This is a genomic window from Thauera sp. K11, from assembly GCF_002354895.1.
Classification (GTDB): domain Bacteria; phylum Pseudomonadota; class Gammaproteobacteria; order Burkholderiales; family Rhodocyclaceae; genus Thauera; species Thauera sinica.
In genome coordinates this window covers 2996318-3022725 of sequence record NZ_CP023439.1, presented here as the reverse complement: position 1 = coordinate 3022725, position 26408 = coordinate 2996318, and the positions used below count along the sequence as shown (strand labels likewise).

Here is a 26408-nt window from a genome sequence, read left to right as displayed (position 1 = left end):
AGGGCATCTGAAAAACGATGAAATCTCTCGGATTTGTGAGCAGGGCTAACAGATGGAACGTCCCGGCAGGCTGCCTCCGCTGTCCGCGTTGCGCATGTTCGAGGCGGCTGCCCGGCTGGGCAGCTTCTCGCGCGCGGCCGACGAACTCTTCGTCACGCACGGCGCGGTCAGCCACCAGATCCGCGCGCTCGAAGAGCAGCTCGGCTTTCCGCTCTTCCTGCGCCAGGGGCGCCAGGTCAACCTGACGCCGGCCGGCGAGGAACTGCTGGCGAGCACCAATGCGGCCCTGCGCCAGTTGTCGGACACGGTGGCCACGCTGCGCCGGCGCATGAACCGCAACCGCCTGTCGGTCAGCGTGATGCCGTCCTTCGCCGGACGCTGGCTGGCGCCGCGCATCGGCGACTTCATCGACCGCCACCCCGGGGCCGAGGTGAACATCACCGCCACCAACGAACTCACCGATTTCTCGCGCGATGCGGTCGATGTCTGCATCCGCTGGGGCCCGGGCGGCTATGCGGGCGTGCGCGCGGAAGTGCTGATGGAAGACGAAATGTTCCCGGTGCTCAGCCCGGCACTGGCGGCGGGTCGGCGTCTCGACCGGCCCGCCGATCTCGCCGGCTTGCCGCTGCTGCGCTCGGACGGGGAGGACTGGGTGCCGTGGTTTCGCGCGGCGGGGCTGGACTGGCCCGAGCCGTCGGCCGGGCTGATGATCTCGGATTCCGGCCTGGTGGTGCAGGCGGCGATCGAGGGCCGCGGCGTGGTTCTGGCGCGGCGCAGCCTCGCCGCCCTCGCGCTGCGCGCCGGCAAGCTCGTGCGGCCGTTCGAGATCGGCATCCCCGCCTCGCATACGCCCGACAGCGAGAGCTGCCGCAGCTTCGATTATCCGGCGGCGTTCGAGTCGCGTCCGCGGTGGCGCTACTGGATCGTCCTGCCCGAGCGCCGCGCCGACACGCCGCTGCTGGCCGACTTCCTGGCGTGGCTGCGTGCCGAAGCGGCCGCCGACCTCGCCACGCCCCTGGGCCCGGCGGCAGCACCTGCGCTCAATGCGCCGCCGCAGGCGCCGGCGGCAGGGTGACCACGGCTTCGAGCCCGCCTTCGGGGTGGTTGCGCAGCCTCACGTCGCCGCGCTGCGCTCGCAACAGGTTGCGGGCGATCGCAAGCCCCAGCCCGGTGCCGCCGGTCTCCCGGCTGCGCGAGGATTCGGTGCGGTAGAAGGGCTCGAACACCTTCTCCAGTTCGGACTCCGGCAGACCGGGCCCGTTGTCGCGGATGCGGATCTCGAATCCGTCCGCGCTCTCGCGCAGTGCGATGGCGACCCGCTGGCCGAACTTGACGCCGTTCTCGATCAGGTTCCACAGCGCGCGGCGCAGCGCGGTCGGCTGGCCGGGGCAGGCGTGCCGTGCGCTGCCGGCGAGGCTGACCTCCCAGCCCATGTCTTCGGCATCCGCCCGCAGGGCGGACAGCAGGCCCTCGAGGTCGATCGGCTGCGCGGGCTGGCGTTCATCCAGGCTGCGCGCATAGTCCAGCCCCTCCCTGACGAGCGCCTGCATCGCGTCCAGGTCGGACTGGATGCGTGCGCGCAACGTGTCGTCGTCGACCATCTCGGCGCGCAGCCGCAGCCGGGTGATCGGCGTCTGCAGGTCGTGCGAGATCGCGGCGAGGATGCGGGTGCGCTCGGCCACGTGTTCGCGGATGCGCTGCTGCATCTGGTTGAAGGCGACGGCGGCCTGTGCGACCTCGGTGGGGCCGGCGGTATCCATCGGCGCGCGTTCGGGGTCCTCGCCGATGGCGCGGGCCGCGGCCGCCATGCGCGACAGCGGGCGGGTGGCGAGGCGCACGGCGATCCAGGCGAGCAGGCTGACGCCGCCGATCAGCGCGAGCAACGCCGCGAGCAGGCGGTCGGGCGGCGGCAGCCGCAGCCCGGGCGGGGGGGGAAAGCCGGGCAGCCGCACCAGCAGGGCGGTGCCGTCGGCGAGGCCCACCGAAGCGGCGAGCATCGGATGCGGCATGCCGTGGCGTTCGATGCGGTGCAGGCTCACCGTCCGTTCCGGCATGGCGTCGCGCAGCGCCTGCAGCAGCGGGTTCCCGGACTGTTCCGTCGGCGGCATCTCGCCCGGTTCGCGCAGGGCGAAGCGCAGGCGCCGGCGGCCGAATTCGTCGATCCAGCGCTCGCGTTCGGCGGCCGGCATGCGGTCGAGCACGTCCGCGGCGGTGGCGATCTCCTGCGCGATGCCGGCCAGAAGAGCCGCACGGCCGACGCGCTCGCGCTCGCCAGCGAACAGCATGAAGCTGAGCGCGAGCACCAGCGCGATGCCGACCAGCCAGATCAGCATCAGGCGCGAGAACAGGCTGCGCGGCCAGGGCAGCTTCATGCCTCGTCCTGCGCGCCGGCGACCGCGGTCACCTCGGCGGCGAGCACGTAGCCTTCGTTGCGCACCGTCTTGATGATCGAGGGCTCGCGCGCGTTGTCGCCCAGCCGCTGGCGCAGCCGGCTCACCAGCAGGTCGATCGAGCGGTCGAAAACGTCGGCCTCGCGTCCCTGGGTGAGTTCCATGAGCTGGTCGCGCGACAGCACCTTCTGCGGATGGGAAAGGAACACGCCGAGCAGACGGTATTCCGCGCCCGACAGCGCGACGACCGTGCCCGCGGTGTCGATCAGGTGGCGGTTCGCGGTATCGAGGCGCCATTGCGCGAAACGCAGTTCGCGCGCATTGGCCGGCGGCGCGGCGTCGAGGTTGGGCGGCAGCGCACGGGCGCGGCGCAGGATGGCGCGGATGCGGGCATACAGTTCGCGCGGCACGAAGGGTTTGGGCAGGTAGTCGTCGGCGCCCATCTCGAGGCCGAGGATGCGGTCCATGTCCTCGCCGCGCGCGGTCAGCATCAGGATGGGCGTGTTGGCATTCGGGCCGCTGCTGGCGCGCAGGTTGCGGCACAGCGTCAGGCCGTCCTCGCCCGGCATCATCACGTCGAGCACGATGAGGTCGACGCGGTGGGCCTCGAGCTTGGCCTTCATGTCGCGGCCGTCGGCGGCGGCGGTGCAGCGCAGCCCCTGCTTTTCGAGGTAGTCGGCGAGCAGGGTGCGGATGTCGCGATCGTCATCGACGATCAGGATGTGGTCGGTGTGGTTGCTCATGGCGATCTCTCCATGGCCGGCATGTTATGCCGGCAGACGGCCGGCTTTGTATCCCAGCGTATCCGGCCGGGGGCTGGAGACATGGGGCCGCAAAACGGCGCCCGGGCGACAAATCCCGCTTACATCCGGGTGGTTCAATGGCTCCGTCGCCCGAATGAACGGGCATCGTCCCCGCAAGGAGAAACCTCATGAAGACTTGGATGAAGACCACCATCGCCGCCGCCCTCGCTGCGACCGCCGCCTTTGGCGCCACCGCCGCGATGGCCCGTGGCGGCCACTGCGACGGCTACGGTTATGGCTACGGCCACGGGCCGATGATGCAGCGCCTCGATCCTGCGCAACTGAGCGAACGCATCGCACAGCGCGCGGAGACCCGGCTCGCCCGCCTCGAACTCGCGCTGGCGCTGAAGCCCGAGCAGCAGGACGCATGGGCGCAGTTCAAGGGAGCGATGCTGGTGCGTGCGAAGAGCGCCGGCGAGCGCATGGCCGCGTTCCGCCAGGGCGACCGGCCGGATACCGCGCTCGAGCGCCTGCAGCGCATGGAAGAGATGAGCCGTGTCCATCAGACCGAACTGGCCGAGACACGGCGTGCGGTCGAAGCCTTCTATCCGCGGCTGAGCGAGGCGCAGAAGAAGGTCTTCGACGCCGACTTCCACATGGGGCCGCAAGGCGGCAAGGCTGAACGCGGACCGGGCATGCGGCCGGGCCGCGGTGGCGCCGCTGAGCCGGGCCCGGGCCCAGGGCCGGCCCGCAACTGAGGCCAGGAAAAAACGAGGCCGCCCCGGGCATCCGGAGCGGCCTCGCCCGTACAGCATCGGCGGGCCGGCAGAGCCGGTCCGCCGCCGCTGCTTAGTGGAACTGTTCTTCTTCGGTCGAACCCGTCAGCGCCTTGACGCTGGACGAGCCGCCCTGGATCACGGTGGTCACGTCGTCGAAGTAGCCGGCGCCGACTTCCTGCTGGTGCGACACGAAGGTGTAGCCCAGTTCGCGGGCGGCGAATTCCGGCTCCTGCACCATCTCGGTGTAGTGCTTCATGCCCTCGCCGCGGGCATAGGCGTGGGCGAACCTGAAGGTGTTGTACCAGTTGATGTGGATGCCGGCCAGCGTGATGAACTGGTACTTGTAGCCCAGCGCCGAGAGTTCGTCCTGGAACTTGGCGATGGTCTTGTCATCCAGGTTCTTCTTCCAGTTGAAGGACGGCGAGCAGTTGTACGACAGCAGCTTGCCGGGGCAGGCGGCATGCACGGCCTGCGCGAACTCGCGGGCGAAGCCCAGGTCCGGCGTGCCGGTCTCGCACCACACCAGGTCGGCGTAGGGCGCGTAGGCGACGCCGCGGCTGATGGCCTGCTCCAGACCGTTCTTGACGCGGTAGAAGCCTTCCTGGGTGCGCTCGCCGGTCAGGAAGGGCTTGTCGTTGGCGTCGTGATCGGAGGTGATCAGGTTGGCGGCCTCGGCGTCGGTACGGGCGAGGATGATCGTCGGCACGCCCATGGTGTCGGCGGCGAAGCGGGCGGAGATCAGCTTCTCGATCGCTTCCTGGGTCGGCACCAGCACCTTGCCGCCCATGTGGCCGCACTTCTTCACCGCGGCGAGCTGGTCTTCGAAGTGCACACCGGAGGCGCCGGCGGCGATCATGTTCTTCATCAGTTCGAAGGCGTTCAGCACGCCGCCGAAGCCGGCTTCGGCATCCGCGACGATAGGCAGGAAATAGTCGATGAATTCCTTGTCGCCCGGATTGACGCCGCGCGACCACTGGATCTCGTCGGCGCGCTTGAAGGTGTTGTTGATGCGGCGGACCATGGTCGGCACCGAGTCGTAGGCGTACAGCGACTGGTCCGGGTACATGGTCTCGGAGGTGTTGGCGTCGGCGGCGACCTGCCAGCCCGACAGATAGACGGCCTCGAGGCCGGCCTTGGCCTGCTGCATCGCCTGGCCCGCGGTGACCGCGCCGAAGGCATTCACGTAACCCTTCTTGGCGCCGCCGTTGATCTTCTCCCACAGCTTCTGCGCGCCACGCTGGGCCAGCGTGTATTCGGGCTGCAGGCTGCCGCGCAGGCGGACCACGTCGGCGGCGGAGTAACCGCGCTTGATGCCTTTCCAACGGGGATTCTCGGCCCAGTCTTTTTCGAGGGCGGCGATTTGCTGTTCGCGGGTCAGGGTCATGATGCGTCCTTGTCTGATTCGAGTGTTGATTCAACCTCAGGCGGCTTCGGGCTTGCCGTCAGAGGTCCACGCCGGAACATCTTCGAGGGGAGAGGTGTCGCGGTTGAGACGAAGTATAGGCTGCATCATGCGTAGCAGCAATATGTCTTATATAAGACATAAGAAAAAAATTTATGCTTTAAAACAATGCATTGTGATTCTATTTTTACGATGTGAAACGTGAATCAGATTGGTGAAACGGAGGAATGCCGAAACGTGCTGCGGTGCGGCGTCACGTCCGCCGGCCGGGGCATCCTCCGCAACCGCAGGCGCGGGACGCTCAGATCAGCGCCGTCGGCGACACGATGACGCCGTCCTCGTCCGCATACAGGTGGTGGCCCGGCACGAAGGTGACGCCGCCGAAAGTGACCGGGATGTCCGCTTCGCCGGTGTTGCGCTTGACGGTCTTGCGCGGATGGGTGCCGAGCGCGAACACGCCGATGTCCATCGCGCCGATCGCTTTGGCGTCGCGGATGCAGCCATAGACGACGATGCCGGCCCAGCCGTTCTCGACGCCGAGCGCCGCCAACTGGTCGCCGACGAGTGCGCAGCGCATCGAGCCGCCGCCGTCGATGACGAGCACGCGGCCTTCTCCGGCGCCCTCGAGCGTCTTGCGCACCAGCGCGTTGTCCTCGAACAGCTTCAGGGTGGCGATCGGCCCGCCGAAGGCGGTGCGGCCGCCGAAGCTGCGGAACATCGGGCTGACGACGCTGACCTTGTCTTCGTTGGCGTCGCAGAGATCGGTGGTCTGGATGGTCATGGAGGCTCCTCGTTATCCACGGGCAGGGCGGATGCCCCGCGGGCCTGCGCATGATAGCCGACTGTGCCCCGGCGCACGGAGAGCCCCTGTATGCCGATGGCCCCGTACGCCGGGCCGGCATCGGGGCGGACGGAAGCGGACAAGAAAACGCCTCCCGCAAGGGGAGGCGTCCGGTGCGGGACTGCCCGGGTGGAGATCAGACGGTGGTCGCGTCCTCGGTCTGCTCGAACACCAGCCTGACCTTGTCGTTCTCGTCCAGGCCGATGGTGACCTTGCCGCCATTGGCCAGCCGTCCGAACAGCAACTCGTCGGCGAGCGCGGAGCGGATCGTGTCCTGGATCAGGCGGGCCATCGGGCGTGCGCCCATCAGCGGATCGAACCCCTTGTCGGCAAGCCAGGTCTTCAACTCGTCGGTGAAGTGCGCCTCGACCTTCTTCTCGTGCAACTGGGCCTCGAGCTGCATCAGGAACTTGTCCACCACCCGCAGGATGATGTCGTTGTCCAGCGACTTGAACGAGATCATCGCGTCGAGCCGGTTGCGGAACTCCGGCGAGAACATGCGCTTGATGTCCTCCATCTCGTCGCCCGCCTCGCGCTTGGCCGAGAACCCGATGACGGATTTCTGCATCGTCTCGGCGCCCGCGTTGGTGGTCATGATGACGAGCACGTTGCGGAAGTCCGCCTGCCGGCCGTTGTTGTCGGTCAGCGTGCCGTGGTCCATGACCTGCAGCAGGATGTTGTAGATGTCCGGATGCGCCTTCTCGATCTCGTCGAGCAGCAGCACGCAGTGCGGCTTCTTGGTGATCTGTTCGGTGAGCAGGCCGCCCTGGTCGAAGCCGACGTAGCCCGGGGGGGCGCCGATCAGGCGGCTGACCGCATGGCGCTCCATGTATTCGGACATGTCGAAGCGCACCAGTTCGATGCCCAGCACGTAGGCAAGCTGGCGTGCGACTTCGGTCTTGCCCACGCCGGTCGGCCCGGAGAACAGGAAGGAGCCGATCGGCCTCTGCGGATTGCCCAGGCCGGAGCGCGACATCTTGATCGCCTGCGCGAGCGCCTCGATCGCGGCATCCTGGCCGAACACCACGTTCTTCAGGTCGCGCTCGAGCGTCCTCAGCGCCGCCTTGTCGTCGTTCGACACCGTACGCGGCGGGACGCGGGCGATCTTGGCGACGATCTCCTCGATCTCGTTCTTGCCGATGGTCTTCTTCTGCTTGGACTTGGGCAGGATGCGCTGCGCCGCGCCGGCCTCGTCGATCACGTCGATCGCCTTGTCGGGCAGGTGGCGGTCGTTGATGTAGCGTGCCGACAATTCGGCCGCGCTCGACAGCGCCGAAGTCGAGTACTTCACGCCATGGTGTTCCTCGAAGCGGCTCTTGAGGCCCTTCAGGATCTCCACCGTCTCGGCCACCGAAGGTTCGACCACGTCGACCTTCTGGAAGCGGCGCGACAGCGCGTGATCCTTCTCGAAGATCTGGCGGAACTCGTTATAGGTGGTGGCGCCGATGCACTTCAACTGGCCGGAGGACAATGCCGGCTTCAGCAGGTTCGACGCGTCGAGCGTGCCGCCCGATGCGGCGCCGGCGCCGATCAGCGTGTGGATCTCGTCGATGAAGAGGATCGCATTCGGGTTCTCGAGCAACTGTTTCAGCACCGCCTTCAGGCGCTGTTCGAAATCGCCGCGGTACTTGGTGCCGGCGAGCAGGGCGCCCATGTCGAGCGCGAACACCTGCGCATGTTCCAGGATCTCCGGCACCCGGCCCTCGACGATGCGGTGCGCGAGCCCCTCGGCGATGGCCGTCTTGCCCACGCCGGCCTCGCCGACGAGCAAGGGGTTGTTCTTGCGCCGACGGCACAGGGTCTGGATGACGCGCTCGACTTCCTTCTCGCGCCCGATCAGCGGGTCGATCTTGCCCACCAGCGCCTGCTGGTTCAGGTTCTGCGTGTAGTTCTCCAGCGCACCGCCGGGCTGCTTCTCTTCCGCTTCCTGCTCGCCCTGTTCGGGTTCGTTGCGGTTCTGCTGGTTGGCTCCCTGCTGCGGCGCCTTGGCGATGCCGTGCGAGATGAAGTTCACCACGTCCAGGCGCGAGATGTTCTGGCGCTGCAGGAAATACACCGCGTGCGAGTCCTTCTCGCCGAAGATCGCGACCAGCACGTTGGCGCCGGTGACTTCCTTCTTGCCGGACGACTGCACATGCAGGATGGCGCGCTGGATCACGCGCTGGAAACCCAGGGTCGGCTGCGTGTCGATCTCCTCGCTGCCTTCGATGGTCGGGGTGTGCTCGTTGATGAAGTTCATCAGTTCCCGCCGCAGCTCGTCGATGTTGGCGGCGCAGGCGCGCAGCACTTCCGCTGCCGAGGGATTGTCGAGCAGGGCAAGCAGCAGATGCTCCACGGTGATGAACTCGTGTCGCTTCTGGCGTGCCTCTACAAAGGCCATGTGCAGGCTCACTTCAAGCTCTTGCGCGATCATTCAATTTTCCTCCATCACGCATGCCAGCGGATGTTGATGCTGACGAGCAAAGGATACGACCTGTTCGACCTTCGTCGAGGCAATGTCTCGCGGAAAGACTCCGCATATCCCCATGCCCTCTCTGTGCACTTGGAGCATGACTCGCGTGGCACGTTCGCGATCCATGCCGAAAAATTTCTGCAGCACGATGACCACGAAATCCATCGGCGTGTAGTCGTCGTTGAGCAGAAGCACCTTGTATAAGGGTGGCGGCTTGGTGCGTGTCCGCTTCGCCTCCAGCAGGAATTCGTCTTGTTTACGGGTACCCATGGAATTCATTCTAAAGAACTCGGGGCAGAGTGCAACAAGCCGGATTCAGCTCCGAGATGGGGGTGTGTGGCGCGACTTCAAGGGCACGTCCTGCGGTGCGACATGCGCGGACCGCGAAAAAAGTTTCAAGAAATTGAAAGGCTTCCGACGGCATGGGTTTTTCGCAATGCTGCGACGCGTCAAATTTCGCCCCGAAGAAATCGTTGACGCTGTGCGGGCAAGTGCGTAAAAGCCAAGCTGTGTGCTGGTTTCGGGCGCGTCGAGCATCTCGGCGCCGGGCTGGCGCCGATGTATCGGCCGGGGGGCCGGTCGTATCAAGCAACCTTGAAGGAAAGATGCAATATGGCAACTGGTACCGTGAAGTGGTTCAACGATTCCAAGGGTTTCGGCTTCATTACTCCCGATGACGGCAGCGAAGACCTTTTCGCGCACTTTTCTGCCATCAACATGAATGGTTTCAAGACCCTCAAAGAGGGTGAGAAGGTTTCCTTCGAGGTGACCCAGGGCCCCAAGGGCAAGCAGGCCTCGAACATTCAGCGGGCTTGATGCGACCATCGCCGGCCGCGGCTTGTCGCGGCCGGACCTGGAATGCAAGAAGGCCATCGGGACGACCGATGGCCTTCTTGCATTCTGGAGTCGGTATGCGTCGTACGCCGCTACGCCTTCAGGCGCGATCTGCCGCCATGGGGACGGCAATCAGCGGGTAAGCGGGGCGCAACGCGACTGGGCGGACCGGCTCCGCCCGGCGCATCACTTCAGCTTGATTTCCTTGTACGGCACGTGCTTGCGTGCGACCGGGTCGTACTTGTTGAACTCGAGCTTTCCGGGCGTGGTGCGCTTGTTCTTGGACGTGGTGTAGAAATGACCGGTGCCGGCGGTCGATTCCAGCTTGATCTTTTCGCGGATGCCTTTTGCCATGGCGTTCTCCGTTCAGTTCGGGCGGATTACAGCTTCTCGCCGCGGGCGCGAAGCTCGGCAACGACGACGTCGATGCCCTTCTTGTCGATGGTGCGCAGGCCGGCATTGGATACGCGCAGGCGGATCCAGCGGTTTTCGGTCTCGCTCCAGAACCGGCGATTCTGCAGGTTCGGCAGGAAACGGCGCTTGGTCTTGTTGTTGGCGTGGGAGACGTTGTTTCCCACCATCGGTGCTTTACCGGTGACTTGGCAGACGCGAGCCATACGTTGCTCCAGGGAATTCTGAGTTCGGAAAACGGCGAAGGATACTGCAAGATCCCCGGCAATGGCAAGCGGTGTTTGGCTGGCGCTGCACGGCGCCAGCCGCGAATGCCCGCGGGCCGGAGCCGCCCCGTGCATTCAGAGCAGGCCCCGCTCTGCGAACGAAACCGGCATGCCGTGGGCGGGAACGACGAAATGATCGAGCACGCGGACGTCCACCAGTGACAGCGCATCCTTGAGCGCGCGCGTCAGCACCTCGTCGGCCGTGCTCGGCTCGGTGGCGCCGGACGGGTGGTTGTGCGCGAAGATGACCGCCGAGGCGTTGCGCTGCAGCGCGAGCTTGACCACCTCTCGCGGATAGACCGAGGTCTGCGTCAGCGAGCCGCGGAACAGGTCCGCGGCATCGATCAGGCGGTGGCGCGCATCGAGCAGCAGCACGCAGAAGGTTTCGTGGGGCAGGTGGCCCAGGCGCAGGCGCAGCCAGTCGCGCACCGCCTGCGGCGAATCGAACAGCGTGCGTTCGGCCATCGTCTCGGTGAGTGCGCGCCGGGCCAGTTCCATCACTGCCTGCAGTTGGGCATACTTCGCCAGCCCCATGCCCGGGACGGCGGCGAAATCGTCGGCACTGGCATTGCACAGCCGGGTGAGGCTGCCGAAACGGTGCATCAGGCTGCGTGCGAGGTCGACCGCGCTTTGGCCGCGAATGCCGACGCGCAGGAAGATGGCCAGCAGTTCGGCATCGGATAGCGCCTGGGAGCCGCGTGTGAGCAGCTTTTCGCGTGGTCTTTCGTCCGTGGGCCAGTCGGTGATTGCCATGGAGGTTCCTTTTCGGGGCGGTTTCGGCACGAGGTCGACGTCGGTTGCGCGGCAGGCCGCGCGGATTCCATTCTAGTCTAATGTCATGAACGGTCTACAGGGCAGGAAAATCGTGCTGGGCGTCACCGGCGGTGTCGCGGCATACAAGGCGGCCGAACTCGTGCGGCTGCTGGGCAAGGCGGGCGCCGACGTGCATGTGGTGCTCACCGAGGGCGGTGCGCGCTTCGTCACGCCGGTCACCTTCCAGGCGCTGTCGGGCAACACCGTATGGTCCGACCTGTGGGATGCGCGCATGCCCAACAACATGGCGCACATCGACCTCGGCCGCGATGCGGACGCCATCCTGGTGGCGCCGGCGACGGCCGACTTCATCGCCCGGCTGGTGCATGGCCTCGCCGACGACCTGCTGACGACGCTGTGCCTCGCGCGCGACGTGCCGCTGATCGTGGCGCCGGCGATGAACCGGCAGATGTGGGACTCGCCGCCCACGCAGCGCAACGTCGCCCGACTGCGCGCCGACGGCGTGGCGGTGTTCGGTCCGGCCGCGGGCGACCAGGCATGCGGCGAGGTCGGCATGGGGCGCATGCTCGAGCCGGAGGAACTCGTCGAACTCCTTGAGGGTTTCTTCGTGCCCAAGCGCCTGGCCGGCCGCAAGGTGGTGATGACCGCCGGGCCGACCTTCGAGGCCATCGATCCGGTGCGCGGCATCACCAACATCAGCTCGGGCAAGATGGGCTATGCCCTGGCACGCGCGTGCGTCCAGGCGGGGGCCGAGGTGGTGCTGGTGAGCGGGCCGGTGTCGCTGCCGGTGCCGCTCGGCGTCGAGTGCGTGCCGGCCGCCAGTGCGCTGGACATGCGTGCCGCGGTGCTGCGGGCGCTGCCCGATGCGGACGTGTTCATCGGCGTGGCGGCGGTGGCCGACTACCGGCCGCTGCAGGCGTCGGAGCACAAGCTCAAGAAGACGGGCGAGGCGCTGTCCATCGCGCTGACACAGAACCCTGACATCCTTGCCGAGGTGACGGCCCTGCCGGCCGCACCGTTCTGCGTCGGCTTCGCGGCCGAGAGCCGCGACCTCGACGCCTACGCCGAGGGCAAGCGGCGCAACAAGCGCCTGCCGCTGCTCGTGGGCAACCTCGTGAGCGACGGCATGGGCGGCGACGACAATACCGTCGTCCTGTACGACGATGCCGGACGCCATCCGCTGCCGCGCGCCTCCAAGGCCGAGGTGGCGCGCGGCATCGTCGACCACCTTGCCGCCATGCTGCCGCCCAGGGTCTGAACGGCGGCGACCCCATCCCGAGCGATACCGACGGACGAAACAGGGAGCGCGACATGCACCGAATCGACATCAAGATCCTGGACGAGCGGCTCAAGGGCCATCTGCCGGCCTATGCCACCGGTGGTTCCGCCGGCCTGGACCTGCGCGCCTGCCTGCCGGCGGCGGTCACCCTGCATCCGGGCGAGACGACGCTGGTGCCGAGCGGCCTGGCGATCCACCTGGCAGACCCCGGCCTCGCTGCCATGGTGCTGCCGCGCTCCGGGCTCGGGCACAAGCACGGCATCGTGCTCGGCAACCTCGTCGGGCTGATCGATTCCGACTACCAGGGGCAGATCTTCGTGTCGGTCTGGAACCGCGGGCGCGGCAGTTTCACCGTCCAGCCGATGGAGCGCATCGCCCAACTGGTGGTCGTGCCGGTGCTGCAGGTCGCGTTGAACGTCGTCGACGACTTCGCCGCCAGCGAACGCGGCAGCAACGGCTTCGGCAGCACGGGGCAGCACTGATGCCCCATGCGGGCATCCCGACCGGCGTGCACATGGTGTGCGAGCGCGAGGGATGCATCCTGCTGATGCGGCGCGCCGGCACCGGCTTCTTCGACGGGCTGTACAGCCTGCCGGGCGGCCATGTGGAGCCGGGCGAATCCGTACTGCAGGCCGCGGTGCGCGAGATGCGCGAGGAGACTGGGCTGACGGTGGCCCTGCAGGACCTGGAATGGGTCGGCGTGGTGCATCGGCTGTCCGATACCAATCGCATCGACTTCTTCGTGCGTGCGACGCGCTGGAACGGCGAGCCCGCCATCCGCGAGCCCGGGAAGTGCGACCGCATGGGATGGTTCGACGCCGCCGCCTTGCCCGAGGCGACGGTGCCCTATGTGCGCGAGGCGCTGCGGGCGGGGCCGGGGCCCTGGATGCTCGAACTCGGCTGGCGCGGCTGAACCGCACCAGCCCGCGGGTTCAGGCCAGCATGTCGGCCCAGATGTTCTTCGCCCAGGCCAGTGCGAACCGGCCCTCGGCCTCGCTGGCCACGGTCGACAGGCCGCCCGCGCCCTCCACCGGAATCGGCTGCCGCTTGGCGGCATCGTATTGATGCACCGAGGCGATGTGGATCACGTTGCGGTCGTCGACGAAGCTGTAGCAGGTGTTCATGACGACCGGCGCGGGGTTGGGCGCCTCGCCGGCAAGCAGGTTCAGGATGGCCGCGGCGGCCACCTTGGCGTGCTGGTTGGCCATGTGGCCGGACTTGGGCATGGCCGGCGCGGGCTGCAGGGCATCGCCGAGCACATGCACGCCGGCGACGCCTTTCGCTTCCATCGTCAGCCAGTCGACATCGACCCAGCGGCCGTTCGACAGGGGCAGCCCGGCCTTCGTGGCGATGGTGCCGGCGCGCATGGGCGGGATCACGTTGAGCACGTCGGCGCGGATGCGGTCGAACTCCAGTTCCGCGCTGCGCGTCGCGGCGTCGACCGAACGCAGTTCGCTATTGGGCACGTATTCGATCAGTCCGCCGTAGCCCTCGAATACCTTGGCGAACAGCGCTTTCTTCGACTGGATCTCGCCGTTGGCATCCAGCACCAGCACCTTGGAGCGCGGTTTGTGCCGGCGCAGGTAGCTCGCCACGACGCAGGCGCGCTCGTAGGGGCCGGGCGGGCAGCGGAAGGGCGCCTTCGGGATGTGCAGCACGAACACGCCGCCGTCGGCCATGTCCTGCAGTTGCCGGCGCAGCAGCACCGTCTGCGGCCCGGCCTTCCAGGCATGCGGAATGCGCTCGAAGTTGCCTTCGAGGCCGGGCACGGCGTTGGGCAGGAAGTCGATGCCCGGCGACAGCACGAGCCGGTCGTAGCTCAGCGTGCCGCTGGCGGCGGTGCTCACCGTGCGCTTGCCGGCGTCGATCGCGGTGGCTTCGTCGTTGATCAGCCGCACGCCCCATTTCGACTGCAGGCCGGCATAGGACGCGGTGATGCCGGCAAGCTCGCGGTAGCCGCCCACCACCAGGTTCGAGATCGGGCAGGAGACGAAGCTGGCGTTGCGCTCGACCAGCGTCACGTCGACCTCGCCCTGGCTCCACATGCGCAGGTATTTCGCGGCCGTGGCGCCGCCGAAGCCGCCGCCGACCACCACCACGTGGGCACGTGCGCGCGACGGCGCGACGCCGGCACAGGCGGCGAGGCTGCCCAGCGCGGCGGCGCCGACGGCGCCGGCGAGGCCCTTCATGAAGCCGCGTCGATTCGGCATGCTGTCGGTCTCCTCAATCCTGGGCCCGCTGGGCGGCAAAATAGCCGGCGATCAGCGCGAGCTGTTCGTTGCTGTAGCCCCGGGCGATCTGGTGCATGATCGTGGCCGGCCGCTCGCCGGACTTGAAGGCGAGCAGCTTTTGCAGCAGCCCGTCGCGCGATTCGCCGGCCAGCCTGTCCATGCCGCCGACGCTGCGGCCGTCGGTCCCGTGGCAATTCGCACAGGTCGCGGCGAGGTTGCGGGCGAGGTTCGGATCGGCCGCAGCGGCGGCGCCGGCCGTGCCCAACAGGCACAGCAGGGCGAGGGCAGGGGTGAGTTTCACGTCGGGCTCCTTTTTTTCGCGCCGGGAGAGCGAACTTCCGTACGCGACGCCGGTCGTCCATGCGAATGCGGCGCAATGCGATCGCCTCCGGGCCGGGAAGTATAGCCGAGCCGTGCCGGGCGCCGCGCCGCGTGCCACGCCGCGTGCCACGCCGCGTGCCACGCCGGCCGGCGGGATGCCTGCGCCGCGTGCCCGGCTGCGGCGTCATGGAGATCAGGGGCGAATGCGCACTGCGCGAGTACGCGTCGCCACATATGTATTGCTGGAGAGAATGAATGGATCACCAACGCAGGGAAGCGCTGCGGGCGGCCGGCGGGCTGGGCCTGTTCGCGCTGCTCGCGGCCGCCGGCCTGATCGGCCCGGAACTCGCGCAGGCCGCGCAGAACCGTGCCGGCTTCGAGGCGCACACGCTGGAGGCGGCGCTGTCGGCGCTCGGCGCGGGCAAGCCGGCGGCGAGCACCGACATCGAACTCAACGTGCCCGACCTCAACGAGAACGGCGCGGCGGTGCGCCTGGGCATCGTCAGCCGGCTGCCGAAGACCGAGCAGATCGCCATCCTGATCGAGAAGAACCCCAACCTGCTGGCGGCGCACTTCACCCTCCCCGAGGGCACGGTCGCCGACCTGCAGGCCGAGGTGAAGATGAGCCAGTCGTCCGACATCCACGTGCTGGTGAAGGCGGATGGGCGCTTCTACGCGATCAGGAAGGAAGTGAAGGTCACCATCGGCGGCTGCGGCGCCTGACCGGGAGGAACGAGGAACCATGACGAACCCGACGCGCATCCGCGCGACCGTGAAGGACGGCATCACCGAGGTGCGCGCCAGGATGTCCCACGCGATGGAGACCGGGCAGCGCAAGACCGCCGCGGGCGGGCTGGTGCCGGCCCACTTCATCACCGATCTGACCGTGCATCACGGCGACCGCGTCGTGCTCAGTGCGCAGTTCGGCCCGTCGGTGTCGGCGAACCCCTACCTCGCGTTCAAGTTCCGGGGCGGCGCCGCGGGCGAGCGCGTGCGCGTGAGCTGGATCGACAACAAGGGCGAAAGCCGCAGCGACGAAGCCGAGATCGCATGACCGGCCGCAGCGGCCGGGCGCCTCACGCCGTGCGTGCGGGCCGCGTCCCCTCCCGGCGGCGCCTCTTCGCCGCGGCGCTGCCGAACTGCCTGCAAAAGCGCAGTTCGAGCGGATACGGAAAGAAGTCCTCGATGTAGCCGTCGCGGATGCGCTGCTGCGCCTGCTGCCAGAAGGCGGGCTCCAGCAGGTCGCGGTGGTGCTTGACGAAGGCTTTGCGCACGCGCGGCGAGCCCAGCAGGAAGGTGGCGAACTCTTCCGGGAACACGTCCATCGGCCCGGCGCAGTACCACGGCTCGCCCGACATCTCCATGTCCTCGTAGGGCGCGGGCGGGATGCGGCGGAAGTTCATGTCGGTCATGTACTCGATCTCGTCGTAGTCGTAGAACACGACCCGGCCGTAGCGGGTGACGCCGAAGTTCTTCCACAGCATGTCGCCGGGGAAGATGTTGGCGACCGCCAGTTCCCGGATGGCGTTGCCGTATTCGATGACCGCCTGCTCCACCTCGTCGTCCCCGGCCTGTTCCAGGTAGATGTTGAGCGGCGTCATGCGGCGTTCGATGTAGAAGTGCTTGATGATCACCTTGTCGCCCTCCACGTCGAAGGCGCTGGGCGCCAGCGTGCACAGCTCCTCGAGCAGGGCGGGGTGGAAGCGCGACAGCGGCAGCGCGGCGTTGGAGAATTCCAGCGTGTCGGCCATGCGGCCGACCCGGTCGACGTGCTTGACCATCAGGTACTTGCGCTGGACGGTGGCGCGGTCCATGTTCTTCGAGCTGCCGAACACGTCCTTGATGATCTTGAACACGTAAGGGTAGGACGGCAGCGTGAACACCAGCATCACCAGCCCGCGGATGCCGGGCGCGATGATGAAGCGGTCGTTCGAGTGGCGCAGGTGGGCGACCAGGTCGCGGAAGAACATCGTCTTGCCCTGCTTGCCCAGCCCCAGCATCGTATAAAGCTCGGAACGCGGCTTGTTCGGCATGATGGAGCGCAGGAACTGCACGTAGCCGGACGGCACTTCCATGTCGACCATGAAGTAGGCGCGCGACAGCGAGAACAGCACCGAGATGCGCCAGGGATCGAGCAGGATGGCGTCGATGTAGAGCAGGCCGGCGTCGTTGTGCCGCACCGCCACCGAGAACGGGTACTCCTGGTAGCCGTTGATCGCCTTGCCGATGATGTAGGCGGTCTTGTTGCGGTAGAAGGCCGAATACAGCACCTGCAACTGGCAATTGACCTCCATCTTCGGCCACGCGCCGAGGTGCGTCCGGATCGCGCGCAGGATCAGGCCCACGTCGCGGTCCAGGTCCTCGAAGCTGCGCTGCCAGTCGAAGTCCTCGACGATGCGCTTCACTGTCGCGCGCAGGCCGTCATCCTGCGGGTAGTAGCTGGAATAGACCGGCGGGTAGGACTCGATGAACTCGGTGGAGATCGCCGGCCGCGCGAACAGGTAGTCGTTGTTGAAGTAGCTGCGGTGCAGGATCCTGGTGGTGACCGAATTGAAGAAGGTCTCCGCAAGCTCCGGCTGGCGATGGTTGATCAGCATGCCGATGAAATGGAGCTTGACCTGCTGCCAGGTGGGGTTGTCCACCGAATCGGCGTCGAATTCGCCGTGCAGCCGGCGCACCGTCTCGTCCACCCGGTCGTCGTAGAACTGCACCCGCTCGCGCACCGCGTTGAGCTGCTCCCGCCACTGGGCCGCCTCGAAGTACTCCTTCGCCCGCCGCGAGGTTCCGCGGAAGATGCGGTAATGCTTGTCGAAACCCTCGATCAGCGCATGCGCGATCGCCTGTGCAACCGGGTTTTCTCCAATCAGGGGTTCCATCGCATGACTCCGGACGTGCGCTGTTGCGGGGCCTGCCGGCGGGCGGGCAGCGGCGGAAATCTTAGCATTCCGCCCGCCGCGCCCCGGCGGCGCGGTCGGGCCGGATTGCTTCCGGGCCCATGGCTTTTGGGCGATAATCGGCCGCCGGCCGTGCTGTCCCGACTGCCCGTTCGGTGAGCCCGCGCACCCGGCCGTCGCATTGCGACCGCATGCAATCGCGATGCATCCAGAATTCATCGAGAGAGGGAGCAGGTATGAGCGAATCCAGGATCAAGGTACCCGCCGGCGGCCAGAAGATCGTGCCCGGGCAGCCGACCCCCGACAATCCCATCATCCCCTTCATCGAGGGCGACGGCATCGGCGTGGACATCACGCCGGTGATGATCAAGGTGATCGATGCCGCGGTGGCCAAAGCCTACGGCGGCAGGCGCAGGATCCACTGGATGGAGGTCTATGCCGGCGAGAAGTCCGTCGGGCTCTACGGCCCGGACCAGTGGATACCGCAGGAAACCTTCGACGCGCTCAAGGAGTACTCGGTGTCGATCAAGGGGCCGATGACGACGCCCGTCGGCGGCGGCATCCGCTCGCTGAACGTCGCGCTGCGCCAGGAACTCGACCTCTACCAGTGCCTGCGCCCGGTGCGCTATTTCAAGGGCGTGCCCTCGCCGCTGAAGGACCCGAGCAAGACCGACATGGTGATCTTCCGCGAGAACACGGAAGACATCTACGCCGGCGTCGAATGGCAGGCCGACTCCGACGCTGCGAAGAAAGTCATCAGGTTCCTGCAGGACGAAATGGGGGTCACGAAGATCCGCTTCCCGCAGAACTGCGGCATCGGCGTCAAGCCGGTGTCGGTCGAAGGCTCCTCACGCCTGGTACGCGCCGCGATCAGGTACGCGATCGACAACGACCGCAAGAGCGTGACCCTGGTGCACAAGGGCAACATCATGAAGTTCACCGAAGGGCTGTTCCGCGACGTCGGCTACCAGGTGGCGAAGAACGAATTCGGCGCCCAGCCGATCGACGGCGGCCCGTGGTGCTCGTTCCAGAACCCGGCCACCGGCCGCGAGATCGTCATCAAGGACGCCATCGCCGATGCCTTCCTGCAGCAGATCCTGCTGCGCCCGGCCGAGTACGACGTGATCGCCTGCTGCAACCTCAACGGCGACTACATCTCCGATGCGCTCGCCGCGCAGGTCGGCGGCATCGGCATCGCGCCGGGCGCCAACATCTCCGACAAGTACGCCTGCTTCGAGGCTACCCACGGCACCGCGCCGAAGTACGCCGGCCTCGACAAGGTGAATCCGGGCTCCATCATCCTGTCGGCCGAGATGATGCTGCGCCACCTCGGCTGGCGCGAGGCCGCCGACCTGGTGATCAAGGCCGTGGAAGCGGCGATCGGCGACAAGGTGGTGACCTACGACTTCGCCCGCCTGATGGACGGCGCCACCGAGGTCGGCTGCTCGGCGTTCGGCGACGCGATGATCGCGCGCATGTGATCCGGGCGGCACCGGGGGCGGCAAACCCCGGTGTAAAAGGGAAACCCGCCGACGTCCCCGGCGGGTTTCTTTCGTTTACCGCCGGCTTGCCGATCGACTTCGGTGATGCCGGCGGCGGCCAGGGTACCGGCCAGCGCGACCTGCACAGCGTCCGGGCCGATGTCGGCACGGCCGTCGGCGCCGGGTACGGCAAAGCCGCTGTCGCCCGCCGCCTCACCGGCCGCGGCTGCGGTCGTGCTCGCCGTGGAGCCCATGATCCTGGCGCGCGGCGTATCGGCGTCGCCGGCGATGGCCTGCGGCTGCGCCATCGCGCTCCCGCCTGCATTGCCCGCCTTCTCGGCGTCCGGGAGCGCCGCCGGACTGCCGGCAGCGACACCGCCCGCGCCCACGGTCTGGAAGCCGTTTCCTTCCGCGCCGTCCGCGGGCATGGCCGCTTCGATGTCCCGGACCGCATCTGCAATGTGCTGCGCTGCCGCCTTGCCCGCAGGCCGGGAGCCGGGCGTTCTTGCCGGGACATATCCACGGCAGCCACATGCACGGGCCGGTCCGCCGGGAATGCCCGCCCGACGCGCGGGCGCGGCACCCGCAATACACACGGTCCCACGCTCCGCCGCCTCTCGGGCGATGCCGGGCGATTTCGCCGCGAGCATGCGGTAGCGCTGGGCGAGCTTCTTTGCTTCCGCGACGGGGGCGAGGATCGGAGCGTTCGTCATGGACGGGCCCAGGGTATTGCGGATGGCATGGCGGCCGGGCAATGCCGGCTGACTGCTGCATGGATTCGCGGCAGGGCTACATGGTATGTCATCGGCGCCGCCTTTTTTTCCTGCTATGCAGATCTTGTATGCCGCAAGCGCAGCGCCGGACGCATCTCGGGGCGCAAACACGCTGTCCGGCGCGCCGGTCCCGTCGCCGGTCGCCGCCGTCGCGCTTGATTCCAGGCGCGATGCGCCATCCCGGCCGCCTGCATGCGAAGACAGGAAGCGTTCGGGCGCATGAATCAGGCGGCGGTCGTCTTGACGCGATCAGCATGTCGAGTCGAGAATGAAAGCATATTCCTTTATGCTATTCCCGCGCACTGTGGGGCCGGTCGGGAATCTTTCTTCAAGCGCTACCGGAAGCGGGAGGATCGACCTTCCTGCAGAAAGGCTTCTCCCCCGAAGGGCTGGTAATACAAATCCTGGACATCGAACTGCCATGAACGACGACAACCAGAACGCATCCGCGGACCATCATCGCCAGGCGACTCAAAACATAGGCGGCTCTGCCGGTACGACGGCAATCACGACCCCGGAAGAAGACCCGCGACGTATCAGGCTGACGCTGCCCACTGGCAAGGTGCTGCCCATCATCTTTCTGCCCGGCATCATGGGCAGCCATTTGCGGATGAGCCGTGCCCGCCAGGAAAAGCTGAAGCGCGATGACAACATCGCCTGGCGGCCGGACTATATGTTCGAGACGGTGGGTCGCGTAGTACATGATCCGGATGTCCGCCAACTCAACTTCGACCCCGACGAAACGGAAGTCGAAGTGTACGAATGGACCAGCGACGGCGAGCGCTTCGACCCGAAGCAGGCCAACGACAAGCGGCACGACAACGTGCCCGACACGCTGGACGACATCCCGCCGCTGCTGATGGCCGACCCGGAACCGGAGGGCCTGCATGCCGCGAAGAATCCCGCGACGGCCAGCGCTGCGCAAAAGGCCCGCTGGCGCGGCTGGAGCGAAGTCATGTTCGGCACCTACGGCACGCTGCTGAAGCAACTCGAAGCCCGCCTCAACAATGCCACGCACGGCAGCGAGCAGATAAATGCCATCTGGGACTTCAGGTACGTCGACAAGGCGGTCGATACCTGGGGCCGGCCGGCCGGCGCGCCGCCGCCGCCCGTGACGGCCGACGACCTCAAGGCGCTGGCATCGGGCTGGTGCCCCGTCCATGCCATGGGCTACAACTGGCTGCAGAGCAACGGCAAGCAGGCCAAGAAGATTGCCAAGCGCATCCGGGCGCTGATCCGGCGCTACAAGGACCTCGGCTTCGAGTGCCCCGGCGTCATCCTCGTCACCCACAGCATGGCTGGGCTGCTCGGCCGGGCGCTGATGCACAAGGACTACGGCAACCTCACCGCCAACGAGGTGCTCGGCATCGTCCATGGCGTCATGCCCACTCACGGGGCGGCCGCCACCTACAAGCGCATGCGCGCGGGCTTCGAAGGGGCGAGCGGAATCAACCCCCTGTCCCGGCTCAAGGAAAGCATTATCCAGCAGGTGCTCGGAGAGACCGGCAAGGAAGTCACCGCCGTGCTGGCCAACGCCCCGGGCGCCCTCGAACTGCTGCCCAACGACCTCTATGGCTACGGCTGGCTGCAAGTGCGGGACCGCGACGGCAACACCCTGCTCAAACTGCCTCGGGAACCGTTCGGCGAAGAGTATGCGGCGATCCAGTCCGCCCGCAAGCACGGCAGGCCGCTCCCCGGACCGCTCAAGCCGAACAAGTCCCTGGAAGGCATCTACACCCAGCCGGCCGAGGCGTGGTGGCGCCTGATCAACCCGGACTGGATCGATCCGGCGAAAAAGTATGAAGGCGACAAGGAGCGGGCGCTGGAGGCTGTGACGAAACGACTGGAGAACGCAATGAAGTTCCACGGTGCGATCCAGGACACCTTCCACCCCTGCACCTACGCCCACTACGGCGACGACAGCCGGCATGCGGCCTACGGCAACGTGGTGTGGGAGGTCGTCGCCGGAGACGTGGCGCGGGCCGGCGACCCGCTTGGCTGGACCCTGCTCGAGGACGACGGCGAAGGCCGGCTCAAAGTGCGGGGGGAGCAGGGCGTGGTGCTCACCCTGCGCCTGCAGCCCCCGGCCGAGGCCGGCGACCAAACGGTGCCGGCGGCCCGCTCCGCGGCCTGGGTCAGGGGCACCGTCCTCGTTCAGACCGGCTACGAACATCAGTCCAGTTATGAGGACTGGGACGCCATTGCCGCCACCCTCCACAGCATCGTCAAGATCGCGGTCGCCCAAGCCGCCCAACAACCGGAGTCCTCGTCATGAGCGCACGCATCGACCGCCTCTTCACCCAGACCAAACGGGTCTGCTTTGGCCGCTACACCTTGGAGGTGCCGGCGGAAGCCCGACTGATCTTCGGCACGCACCGCATCAGCGGCGGATTCAAAGCCTATCCCGACCAAGGACACAGGATTCGCGATTTCCTGAACGAACATTGGGGAAAGGTGCAGTCCAATGACCCCAGCGCCGAGATCATTGAGGTCATCAAAGGCCCCGTGCCCGGCGGGGAATATTACTGGTACCACGAAGACGCGTACGACAAACGGAAAAACATACGCCGCTTTTTCGGTGCAATTCCTATTAACGGCCATACCTTCACTTATGAAGGATGGGCATTGAACGGCAAAGCCGACCAGGAGTTTGCGCGGCAGGCTCGCCTGATCCAGGCCCTGCGCTATCGCGACCCCGACGAAATTCCCCAAGAGCCCGGTGTCTGCATCGAATTGGGCTTCGTGGCAGAAAGGACCTGCCAGTACCAGGAAATGTTCGCAGCCGGCATCCATATGCCGAGTCTGCCCGATGTGCGCTTTTCCGTTTTCTCCAATAAGGGCGCAGAGGTGGACAAGGAGAAAGGCGGTCTGATGAACGGCATCGCCAAACAAAAAAAGGCCTTGGGAATCTTCTACCCTTCGCTGAGCACGCTGCGCGAAGGCGCGCGGACGGTGGGCGTCTGGGATGGGGCGGAATCGCTGGTGCGGCGCAAGGGCGGCGAGCACGAATTCGACTGGGAGTTCCTGGGCGACCGTACCGTCAGTCATCCGGGGCGCCTGGAAGCCGGCCTGCGCAGCAAGATCGAGCAGAACGTCGTCGGTGCGGCGGAGAAGGCCTCGATCAACGACGACGAGGCGCTCGCGCTGTGGGACCGCCTGCTCAACAGCCTCGCCTTCCGGGTGCCGGTCCCCGGCGGCAGCCGCGTCGAAATGAACATCAACCAGATGAACCTGCGGTGCGGCGACCCTTGTCCGGTCACCGGGATATGGCGGGCCGAGCATCCTGGCCTGAAAGGCGGTGCGAGCGAACATCATGTGCTGTGCGGAACCCGGCTGCCGGGTGCGGACTGGTTCCCCTTCCTGAAAGATCCCGGCACCGTGGTCTGGAAACTGGCCATCAAGCTCAAGGACAGGGGGAATTCATGAACCGCTCCGCCATTCGCCGCCGGTTCCTGAAATCGCTGCTGGGCCTTGCCGCGCTGTCGGCAACCCCCGCATACGCCCGTCTTCGCACGCTGCCGGAACCGTCCGCCGCGAGTCTGCCGAGTGTTCCGCTGTTGTGGCGTCCGATCGATGCACCGGGTGCCATTGCCCGCCGCGTGAGGGAGTGGGACATCGCATGAGCTGTCGTCTTGCCGATGAAACCGCCATGCCTGCTCTTCCTTTGCATGTGGGATTCCATCGTCGGGCGTATCGTTCGTCTCGATGTGCCACTGGGCGAGATCCATTGGCAATTTCTTTTCATTGGCGGCTTCTTCAAAAAAGCCGGGCAGATGATCAAACGGATCATCGTGACCGGCGACGCCATGACGCACGGCGGCGCCGTGATTTCTGGCGCGCCGAATGCAAAGTTCGACGGCAAATCGATTGCCCGTCCCGGCGTTCTCGTGGACTGCCCGGAGAAATACTCCAGGGGCGCGCCGCACGGCATCAACAAGATCATCGAAGGCTGCAAGACCGGATGTGGCTGCGCCTCGATCGGCAGCGTCCGAGGAATGGTCAGCGGGTGAACCCTTCAGGAGCCGGGCGTGAGCGCTTGCTCAGCGCCGCTCGCCGACGCCGTAGCGGCGGTCGAGCCGGTTCATTGCGAACACGTAGATGCCGACGATCGCCAGGTACACGATCAGCGAGCCCTGCGCGAAGACGTAGAAGCCCAGCGGAAAGTCGAGAAAGCTGAAGGCATTGAGTTCGCGCGCGTAATAGCCGGCGATGAAGGTGACCGCGGACCAGACCACCAGCAGGCCGAAGGTCAGGATCAGATTGCGGCGCCAGTAGGCGCGGTGCCTGTCGGTCAGCTTCATCGGGCGCGGGGGCGGGCCGTCCGCGGCGGCTCCGGGGAGGGCGCCGCGGACGGGGCCGGGCAGGAGCGGTTCGTCTGCCGCATCAGCCGCCGTTTCCGTTGCCCGTGGTGGCGAAGCTGCGCGCTAGTTCGTTCTGCACGTCCTGCGGCGCCGGCTCGTAGCCGCCGGCCTCGAGCACGAACTCGCTCTCGCCGGCGCAGATCGCCTTCAGCCGGCTCTCGAAGCCGTCCATCTCCGACATCGGCACGCGCGCCGAGATCAGCATCCAGCCGGCGGCCGGGCTGTCGGTGCTGGTGAGCCGGCCGCGGCGGGCCGAAAGTTCGCCGCTGACTTCGCCGAACAGTGCGTCGGCCACCTTGACCTGCACGTCCAGCATGGGTTCGAGCACCTGCGGCCTGGCGGCGAGCACCGCCTCGATCAGCGCGTGGCGCGAGGCGGTGGCGAAGGACACTTCGTTGGAGTCCACCGCGTGATGCTTGCCGTCGGTCACCACGACGCGCAGGTCCTGGATCGGAAAGCCGGCGAGGGCGCCTTCCGCCAGGGCCTGGCGCACGCCCTTTTCCACCGCGGGCATGAAGTTGGTCGGGATCGCGCCGCCCTTGACCTCGTCGCCGAGTTGCAGGCCCGCGCCGCGCTCCAGCGGTTCGACGCGCAGGGCCACCTCGCCGAACTGGCCGGCGCCGCCGCTCTGCTTCTTGTGGCGGTAGCGCGCCTCGGCCACGACGGAAATCGTCTCGCGGTAGGGAATCGCCGGCGGGGCGGTGTCGAGCTGCAGGTTCCAGCGGGTGGAAAGTTCGTCGAGCACGATCTTCAGGTGCTGCTCGCCCAGGCCGCGCACCACCGTGCGGCGCCCGCGCACGTCGTAGCTGACTTCGAGGCAGGGGTCCTCGTCGGTCAGGCGGGCGAGCGCCTCGGAGAGCTTCTGCTCGTCCGCAGGCTTCTTCGTGATCAGCGCGAGGCCGTATACCGGCTGCGGATAGGCTTGCGGCGCGAGGTGGAAGTAGTCCTCGTCGTGCGAGTCGTGCAGTACGGCGTCGCGATGGATCTCGTCCACCCGTGCCACCGTGCACAGGTCGCCGGGCACGCCGAGCGGCGTCTCGACCGCGTTGCGGCCCTGCATGCGCAGCAGGTGGGCGACTTTGAACGGCTTGCGGCCGTCGCCGACGTAGAGCTGGGAACTGGGCGTGACCTGGCCTTGATGGATGCGGAACAGGCCCAGCTTGCCGCGGTAGGGATCGTTGGAGATCTGGAACACGTGGGCGACGACGTGGCGTTCGGGGTCGAGCGCCACCTCGACCCTCCCGGCCGCCGCGCCCTCGCCCTTCAGGAAGGCGGGCGGGTTGCCCTCGGTGGGATCGGGCGCCAGCCTGCCGAGGATGTCGAGCAGTTCGCGCACGCCCGCGCCGGTGCGGGCGGACACGAAGCACACCGGAACCAGGTGGCCTTCGCGCAGTGCCTGCTCGAACGGGGCATGCAATTGCTCCGGGTCCAGCGACTCGCCCTGCTCGAGGTACTTCGCCATCAGTTCCTCGTCCAGTTCGACGATCTGGTCGACGATCGCGCTGTGGGCTGTGTTGACGCTGGAGAAGGCGGTCGTGGTCGCACCGTCCGGCGCGAAGAAGCAGTCCACCACCTTGCCGCCGCCGGGGGCCGGCAGGTTGATCGGCAGGCACTCGCGGCCGAATTCGGCGACGATGGCATCCAGCAGCGCGGCGAAATCCGTGCCGGCGGCATCGATCTTGTTGACGATGATCATGCGGCACTTGCCCCTGGCCGCCGTCATCATGCGGCGCGTGCCGCTTTCCACGCCGGAGCCGGCGCCGACCACCACGGCGGCGGTCTCCACCGCGGGAAGGGTGGCCAGGGCGCGGCCGGCGAGGTCGGGCAGGCCGGGCGCATCGAGCAGGTTGATCCAGTGGCCGGCCCACTCCAGATGGACGAGGGAGGCGTGCAGCGAGTGGCCCATCGACTTTTCCTGCGGGTCGTAGTCGGAGACCGTGTCGCCGCGTTCGACGCTGCCGGCCGCGCCGATTTCGCCGGCGGCGGCGAGCAGCGCCTCGGCGAGCGTGGTTTTGCCGCTGCCGGCCTGGCCGAGCAGGCTCAGGTTGCGGATGTCGTGAACCGAACTGGGTGTCATCGCCGTACTCCCCTTATTTGTGTCTGCAACCGCGCCAAGTTTCCGCCTGCCGTCGGTCGAAGGCAATGCGTCGGATCAAGGAAGCGCGCGGCTGCGCGC

General features: G+C 67.0%; 28 protein-coding genes. 13 read left to right on the top strand and 15 right to left on the bottom strand.

The window, feature by feature from the left end; all coding sequences use genetic code 11:
- The first annotated feature begins 52 nt into the window (after positions 1-52).
- Positions 53-1075 (top strand): transcriptional regulator GcvA, encoded by a 1023-nt coding sequence (gene gcvA / locus CCZ27_RS13095; RefSeq protein ID WP_096448830.1) that lies wholly within the window; start codon positions 53-55, stop codon positions 1073-1075.
- Here the strand turns inward: gcvA and CCZ27_RS13090 are convergent.
- Together CCZ27_RS13090 and CCZ27_RS13085 are read right to left on the bottom strand one after the other, a co-directional pair.
- Positions 1041-2372: an ATP-binding protein gene (locus CCZ27_RS13090; RefSeq protein ID WP_096448828.1), complete on the bottom strand. Its 1332-nt coding sequence runs from the start codon at positions 2370-2372 to the stop codon at positions 1041-1043. The genes gcvA and CCZ27_RS13090 overlap by 35 nt on opposite strands.
- The gene (locus CCZ27_RS13085) at positions 2369-3133 is read right to left on the bottom strand and encodes a response regulator (RefSeq protein WP_096448826.1); all 765 of its coding nucleotides are present in this window, start codon (positions 3131-3133) and stop codon (positions 2369-2371) included. Before CCZ27_RS13085 ends, CCZ27_RS13090 begins: the two co-directional genes overlap by 4 nt.
- A 188-nt stretch (positions 3134-3321) precedes the next feature.
- Here CCZ27_RS13085 and CCZ27_RS13080 point away from each other — a divergent pair, with 188 nt between their 5' ends.
- Positions 3322-3891 carry a Spy/CpxP family protein refolding chaperone gene (locus CCZ27_RS13080; RefSeq protein WP_096448824.1) on the top strand — a complete coding sequence of 190 codons (570 nt, stop codon included), beginning with the start codon at positions 3322-3324 and terminating at the stop codon, positions 3889-3891.
- A 91-nt stretch (positions 3892-3982) separates the two neighbouring features.
- Here the strand turns inward: CCZ27_RS13080 and aceA are convergent, their stop codons facing one another.
- The 4 genes from aceA to clpS form a co-directional block, all read right to left on the bottom strand.
- Complete coding sequence (aceA, locus tag CCZ27_RS13075) at positions 3983-5296, bottom strand: isocitrate lyase (protein ID WP_096448822.1); 1314 nt, start codon at positions 5294-5296, stop codon at positions 3983-3985.
- 319 nt (positions 5297-5615) lie between these two features.
- On the bottom strand, positions 5616-6095 hold the full coding sequence (gene rraA / locus CCZ27_RS13070; RefSeq protein ID WP_096448820.1) for a ribonuclease E activity regulator RraA: 480 nt from the start codon (positions 6093-6095) through the stop codon (positions 5616-5618).
- 196 nt (positions 6096-6291) lie between these two features.
- Positions 6292-8568 carry an ATP-dependent Clp protease ATP-binding subunit ClpA gene (gene clpA / locus CCZ27_RS13065; RefSeq protein ID WP_096448818.1) on the bottom strand — a complete coding sequence of 759 codons (2277 nt, stop codon included), beginning with the start codon at positions 8566-8568 and terminating at the stop codon, positions 6292-6294.
- The gene (gene clpS, locus CCZ27_RS13060) at positions 8569-8877 is read right to left on the bottom strand and encodes an ATP-dependent Clp protease adapter ClpS (RefSeq protein WP_096452525.1); all 309 of its coding nucleotides are present in this window, start codon (positions 8875-8877) and stop codon (positions 8569-8571) included.
- A 342-nt stretch (positions 8878-9219) separates the two neighbouring features.
- On the opposite strand from clpS, the gene CCZ27_RS13055 reads away from it, so the two are divergent.
- On the top strand, positions 9220-9423 hold the full coding sequence (locus tag CCZ27_RS13055; RefSeq protein WP_011764868.1) for a cold-shock protein: 204 nt from the start codon (positions 9220-9222) through the stop codon (positions 9421-9423).
- Positions 9424-9627: 204 nt separating this feature from the next.
- Here CCZ27_RS13055 and rpmG read toward each other — a convergent pair whose 3' ends face one another.
- The 3 genes from rpmG to radC form a co-directional block, all read right to left on the bottom strand.
- Positions 9628-9795 carry a 50S ribosomal protein L33 gene (rpmG, locus tag CCZ27_RS13050; protein ID WP_096448816.1) on the bottom strand — a complete coding sequence of 56 codons (168 nt, stop codon included), beginning with the start codon at positions 9793-9795 and terminating at the stop codon, positions 9628-9630.
- A gap of 26 nt (positions 9796-9821) precedes the next feature.
- Positions 9822-10058: a 50S ribosomal protein L28 gene (rpmB, locus tag CCZ27_RS13045; protein ID WP_096448814.1), complete on the bottom strand. Its 237-nt coding sequence runs from the start codon at positions 10056-10058 to the stop codon at positions 9822-9824.
- 135 nt (positions 10059-10193) lie between these two features.
- On the bottom strand, positions 10194-10871 hold the full coding sequence (gene radC, locus CCZ27_RS13040) for a RadC family protein (protein WP_096448812.1): 678 nt from the start codon (positions 10869-10871) through the stop codon (positions 10194-10196).
- An 85-nt stretch (positions 10872-10956) separates the two neighbouring features.
- On the opposite strand from radC, the gene coaBC reads away from it, so the two are divergent.
- From coaBC to CCZ27_RS13025, 3 genes are read left to right on the top strand one after another with little or no spacing between them, the layout of a single operon-like run.
- Positions 10957-12150: a bifunctional phosphopantothenoylcysteine decarboxylase/phosphopantothenate--cysteine ligase CoaBC gene (gene coaBC, locus CCZ27_RS13035; protein WP_096448810.1), complete on the top strand. Its 1194-nt coding sequence runs from the start codon at positions 10957-10959 to the stop codon at positions 12148-12150.
- A 53-nt stretch (positions 12151-12203) separates the two neighbouring features.
- Entirely contained in the window at positions 12204-12653 is a 450-nt protein-coding gene (dut, locus tag CCZ27_RS13030) for a dUTP diphosphatase (protein WP_096448808.1), read from the top strand.
- Positions 12653-13084 (top strand): NUDIX hydrolase, encoded by a 432-nt coding sequence (locus CCZ27_RS13025; protein ID WP_096448806.1) that lies wholly within the window; start codon positions 12653-12655, stop codon positions 13082-13084. The genes dut and CCZ27_RS13025 overlap by 1 nt, the downstream gene beginning before the upstream one ends.
- Before the next feature lie 19 nt (positions 13085-13103).
- Here CCZ27_RS13025 and CCZ27_RS13020 read toward each other — a convergent pair whose 3' ends face one another.
- Together CCZ27_RS13020 and CCZ27_RS13015 are read right to left on the bottom strand one after the other, a co-directional pair.
- Positions 13104-14381: an NAD(P)/FAD-dependent oxidoreductase gene (locus CCZ27_RS13020; RefSeq protein ID WP_096448804.1), complete on the bottom strand. Its 1278-nt coding sequence runs from the start codon at positions 14379-14381 to the stop codon at positions 13104-13106.
- 13 nt (positions 14382-14394) lie between these two features.
- Complete coding sequence (locus tag CCZ27_RS13015) at positions 14395-14703, bottom strand: c-type cytochrome (RefSeq protein WP_096448802.1); 309 nt, start codon at positions 14701-14703, stop codon at positions 14395-14397.
- A gap of 275 nt (positions 14704-14978) precedes the next feature.
- Here CCZ27_RS13015 and soxY point away from each other — a divergent pair, with 275 nt between their 5' ends.
- Positions 14979-15446, top strand: a complete 468-nt coding sequence (gene soxY / locus CCZ27_RS13010; RefSeq protein WP_096448800.1) for a thiosulfate oxidation carrier protein SoxY — start codon at positions 14979-14981, stop codon at positions 15444-15446.
- A 19-nt stretch (positions 15447-15465) separates the two neighbouring features.
- On the top strand, positions 15466-15777 hold the full coding sequence (soxZ, locus tag CCZ27_RS13005) for a thiosulfate oxidation carrier complex protein SoxZ (protein WP_096448798.1): 312 nt from the start codon (positions 15466-15468) through the stop codon (positions 15775-15777).
- A gap of 22 nt (positions 15778-15799) precedes the next feature.
- Here the strand turns inward: soxZ and aceK are convergent, their stop codons facing one another.
- Positions 15800-17599, bottom strand: coding sequence for a bifunctional isocitrate dehydrogenase kinase/phosphatase (gene aceK, locus CCZ27_RS13000; RefSeq protein ID WP_096448796.1), 1800 nt, complete (start codon positions 17597-17599; stop codon positions 15800-15802).
- 254 nt (positions 17600-17853) lie between these two features.
- Between aceK and icd the strand changes: the two genes are divergently transcribed.
- Positions 17854-19098 carry an NADP-dependent isocitrate dehydrogenase gene (gene icd / locus CCZ27_RS12995; protein WP_096448794.1) on the top strand — a complete coding sequence of 415 codons (1245 nt, stop codon included), beginning with the start codon at positions 17854-17856 and terminating at the stop codon, positions 19096-19098.
- On the opposite strand, the gene CCZ27_RS23565 is transcribed toward icd, so the two are convergent.
- Positions 19017-19811 carry a hypothetical protein gene (locus CCZ27_RS23565; protein ID WP_157748577.1) on the bottom strand — a complete coding sequence of 265 codons (795 nt, stop codon included), beginning with the start codon at positions 19809-19811 and terminating at the stop codon, positions 19017-19019. The genes icd and CCZ27_RS23565 overlap by 82 nt on opposite strands.
- 481 nt (positions 19812-20292) lie before the next feature.
- On the opposite strand from CCZ27_RS23565, the gene CCZ27_RS12985 reads away from it, so the two are divergent.
- From CCZ27_RS12985 to CCZ27_RS24010, 4 genes are read left to right on the top strand one after another with little or no spacing between them, the layout of a single operon-like run.
- Positions 20293-22146, top strand: a complete 1854-nt coding sequence (locus CCZ27_RS12985; protein WP_096448790.1) for a lipase family protein — start codon at positions 20293-20295, stop codon at positions 22144-22146.
- The gene (locus CCZ27_RS12980; RefSeq protein ID WP_096448788.1) at positions 22143-23297 is read left to right on the top strand and encodes a T6SS immunity protein Tli4 family protein; all 1155 of its coding nucleotides are present in this window, start codon (positions 22143-22145) and stop codon (positions 23295-23297) included. The genes CCZ27_RS12985 and CCZ27_RS12980 overlap by 4 nt, the downstream gene beginning before the upstream one ends.
- Positions 23294-23494, top strand: a complete 201-nt coding sequence (locus CCZ27_RS23560; RefSeq protein WP_157748576.1) for a hypothetical protein — start codon at positions 23294-23296, stop codon at positions 23492-23494. The genes CCZ27_RS12980 and CCZ27_RS23560 overlap by 4 nt, the downstream gene beginning before the upstream one ends.
- A 15-nt stretch (positions 23495-23509) precedes the next feature.
- Positions 23510-23881, top strand: coding sequence for a PAAR domain-containing protein (locus CCZ27_RS24010; RefSeq protein WP_232516667.1), 372 nt, complete (start codon positions 23510-23512; stop codon positions 23879-23881).
- Positions 23882-23911: 30 nt separating this feature from the next.
- Here CCZ27_RS24010 and CCZ27_RS12970 read toward each other — a convergent pair whose 3' ends face one another.
- Together CCZ27_RS12970 and fusA are read right to left on the bottom strand one after the other, a co-directional pair.
- Positions 23912-24172 (bottom strand): DUF4212 domain-containing protein, encoded by a 261-nt coding sequence (locus CCZ27_RS12970; protein ID WP_096448786.1) that lies wholly within the window; start codon positions 24170-24172, stop codon positions 23912-23914.
- A gap of 82 nt (positions 24173-24254) precedes the next feature.
- Entirely contained in the window at positions 24255-26309 is a 2055-nt protein-coding gene (fusA, locus tag CCZ27_RS12965) for an elongation factor G (protein ID WP_096448783.1), read from the bottom strand.
- Between the last annotated feature and the right edge of the window lie 99 nt (positions 26310-26408).

Coding starts and splice junctions, on each gene's coding strand:
- CCZ27_RS23565 (WP_157748577.1), bottom strand. CDS start 19,811: ATGACGAACGCTCCGATCCTCGCCCCCGTCGCGGAAGCAAAGAAGCTC.
- CCZ27_RS12970 (WP_096448786.1), bottom strand. CDS start 24,172: ATGAAGCTGACCGACAGGCACCGCGCCTACTGGCGCCGCAATCTGATC.
- CCZ27_RS13090 (WP_096448828.1), bottom strand. CDS start 2,372: ATGAAGCTGCCCTGGCCGCGCAGCCTGTTCTCGCGCCTGATGCTGATC.
- aceK (WP_096448796.1), bottom strand. CDS start 17,599: ATGGAACCCCTGATTGGAGAAAACCCGGTTGCACAGGCGATCGCGCAT.
- dut (WP_096448808.1), top strand. CDS start 12,204: ATGCACCGAATCGACATCAAGATCCTGGACGAGCGGCTCAAGGGCCAT.
- soxY (WP_096448800.1), top strand. CDS start 14,979: ATGGATCACCAACGCAGGGAAGCGCTGCGGGCGGCCGGCGGGCTGGGC.
- aceA (WP_096448822.1), bottom strand. CDS start 5,296: ATGACCCTGACCCGCGAACAGCAAATCGCCGCCCTCGAAAAAGACTGG.
- CCZ27_RS13025 (WP_096448806.1), top strand. CDS start 12,653: ATGCCCCATGCGGGCATCCCGACCGGCGTGCACATGGTGTGCGAGCGC.
- clpA (WP_096448818.1), bottom strand. CDS start 8,568: ATGATCGCGCAAGAGCTTGAAGTGAGCCTGCACATGGCCTTTGTAGAG.
- rpmG (WP_096448816.1), bottom strand. CDS start 9,795: ATGGCAAAAGGCATCCGCGAAAAGATCAAGCTGGAATCGACCGCCGGC.
- CCZ27_RS24010 (WP_232516667.1), top strand. CDS start 23,510: ATGAAACCGCCATGCCTGCTCTTCCTTTGCATGTGGGATTCCATCGTC.
- CCZ27_RS12980 (WP_096448788.1), top strand. CDS start 22,143: ATGAGCGCACGCATCGACCGCCTCTTCACCCAGACCAAACGGGTCTGC.
- clpS (WP_096452525.1), bottom strand. CDS start 8,877: ATGGGTACCCGTAAACAAGACGAATTCCTGCTGGAGGCGAAGCGGACA.
- gcvA (WP_096448830.1), top strand. CDS start 53: ATGGAACGTCCCGGCAGGCTGCCTCCGCTGTCCGCGTTGCGCATGTTC.
- fusA (WP_096448783.1), bottom strand. CDS start 26,309: ATGACACCCAGTTCGGTTCACGACATCCGCAACCTGAGCCTGCTCGGC.
- CCZ27_RS13080 (WP_096448824.1), top strand. CDS start 3,322: ATGAAGACTTGGATGAAGACCACCATCGCCGCCGCCCTCGCTGCGACC.
- rraA (WP_096448820.1), bottom strand. CDS start 6,095: ATGACCATCCAGACCACCGATCTCTGCGACGCCAACGAAGACAAGGTC.
- radC (WP_096448812.1), bottom strand. CDS start 10,871: ATGGCAATCACCGACTGGCCCACGGACGAAAGACCACGCGAAAAGCTG.
- CCZ27_RS13085 (WP_096448826.1), bottom strand. CDS start 3,133: ATGAGCAACCACACCGACCACATCCTGATCGTCGATGACGATCGCGAC.
- CCZ27_RS12985 (WP_096448790.1), top strand. CDS start 20,293: ATGAACGACGACAACCAGAACGCATCCGCGGACCATCATCGCCAGGCG.
- CCZ27_RS13055 (WP_011764868.1), top strand. CDS start 9,220: ATGGCAACTGGTACCGTGAAGTGGTTCAACGATTCCAAGGGTTTCGGC.
- rpmB (WP_096448814.1), bottom strand. CDS start 10,058: ATGGCTCGCGTCTGCCAAGTCACCGGTAAAGCACCGATGGTGGGAAAC.
- coaBC (WP_096448810.1), top strand. CDS start 10,957: ATGAACGGTCTACAGGGCAGGAAAATCGTGCTGGGCGTCACCGGCGGT.
- CCZ27_RS23560 (WP_157748576.1), top strand. CDS start 23,294: ATGAACCGCTCCGCCATTCGCCGCCGGTTCCTGAAATCGCTGCTGGGC.
- CCZ27_RS13020 (WP_096448804.1), bottom strand. CDS start 14,381: ATGCCGAATCGACGCGGCTTCATGAAGGGCCTCGCCGGCGCCGTCGGC.
- soxZ (WP_096448798.1), top strand. CDS start 15,466: ATGACGAACCCGACGCGCATCCGCGCGACCGTGAAGGACGGCATCACC.
- icd (WP_096448794.1), top strand. CDS start 17,854: ATGAGCGAATCCAGGATCAAGGTACCCGCCGGCGGCCAGAAGATCGTG.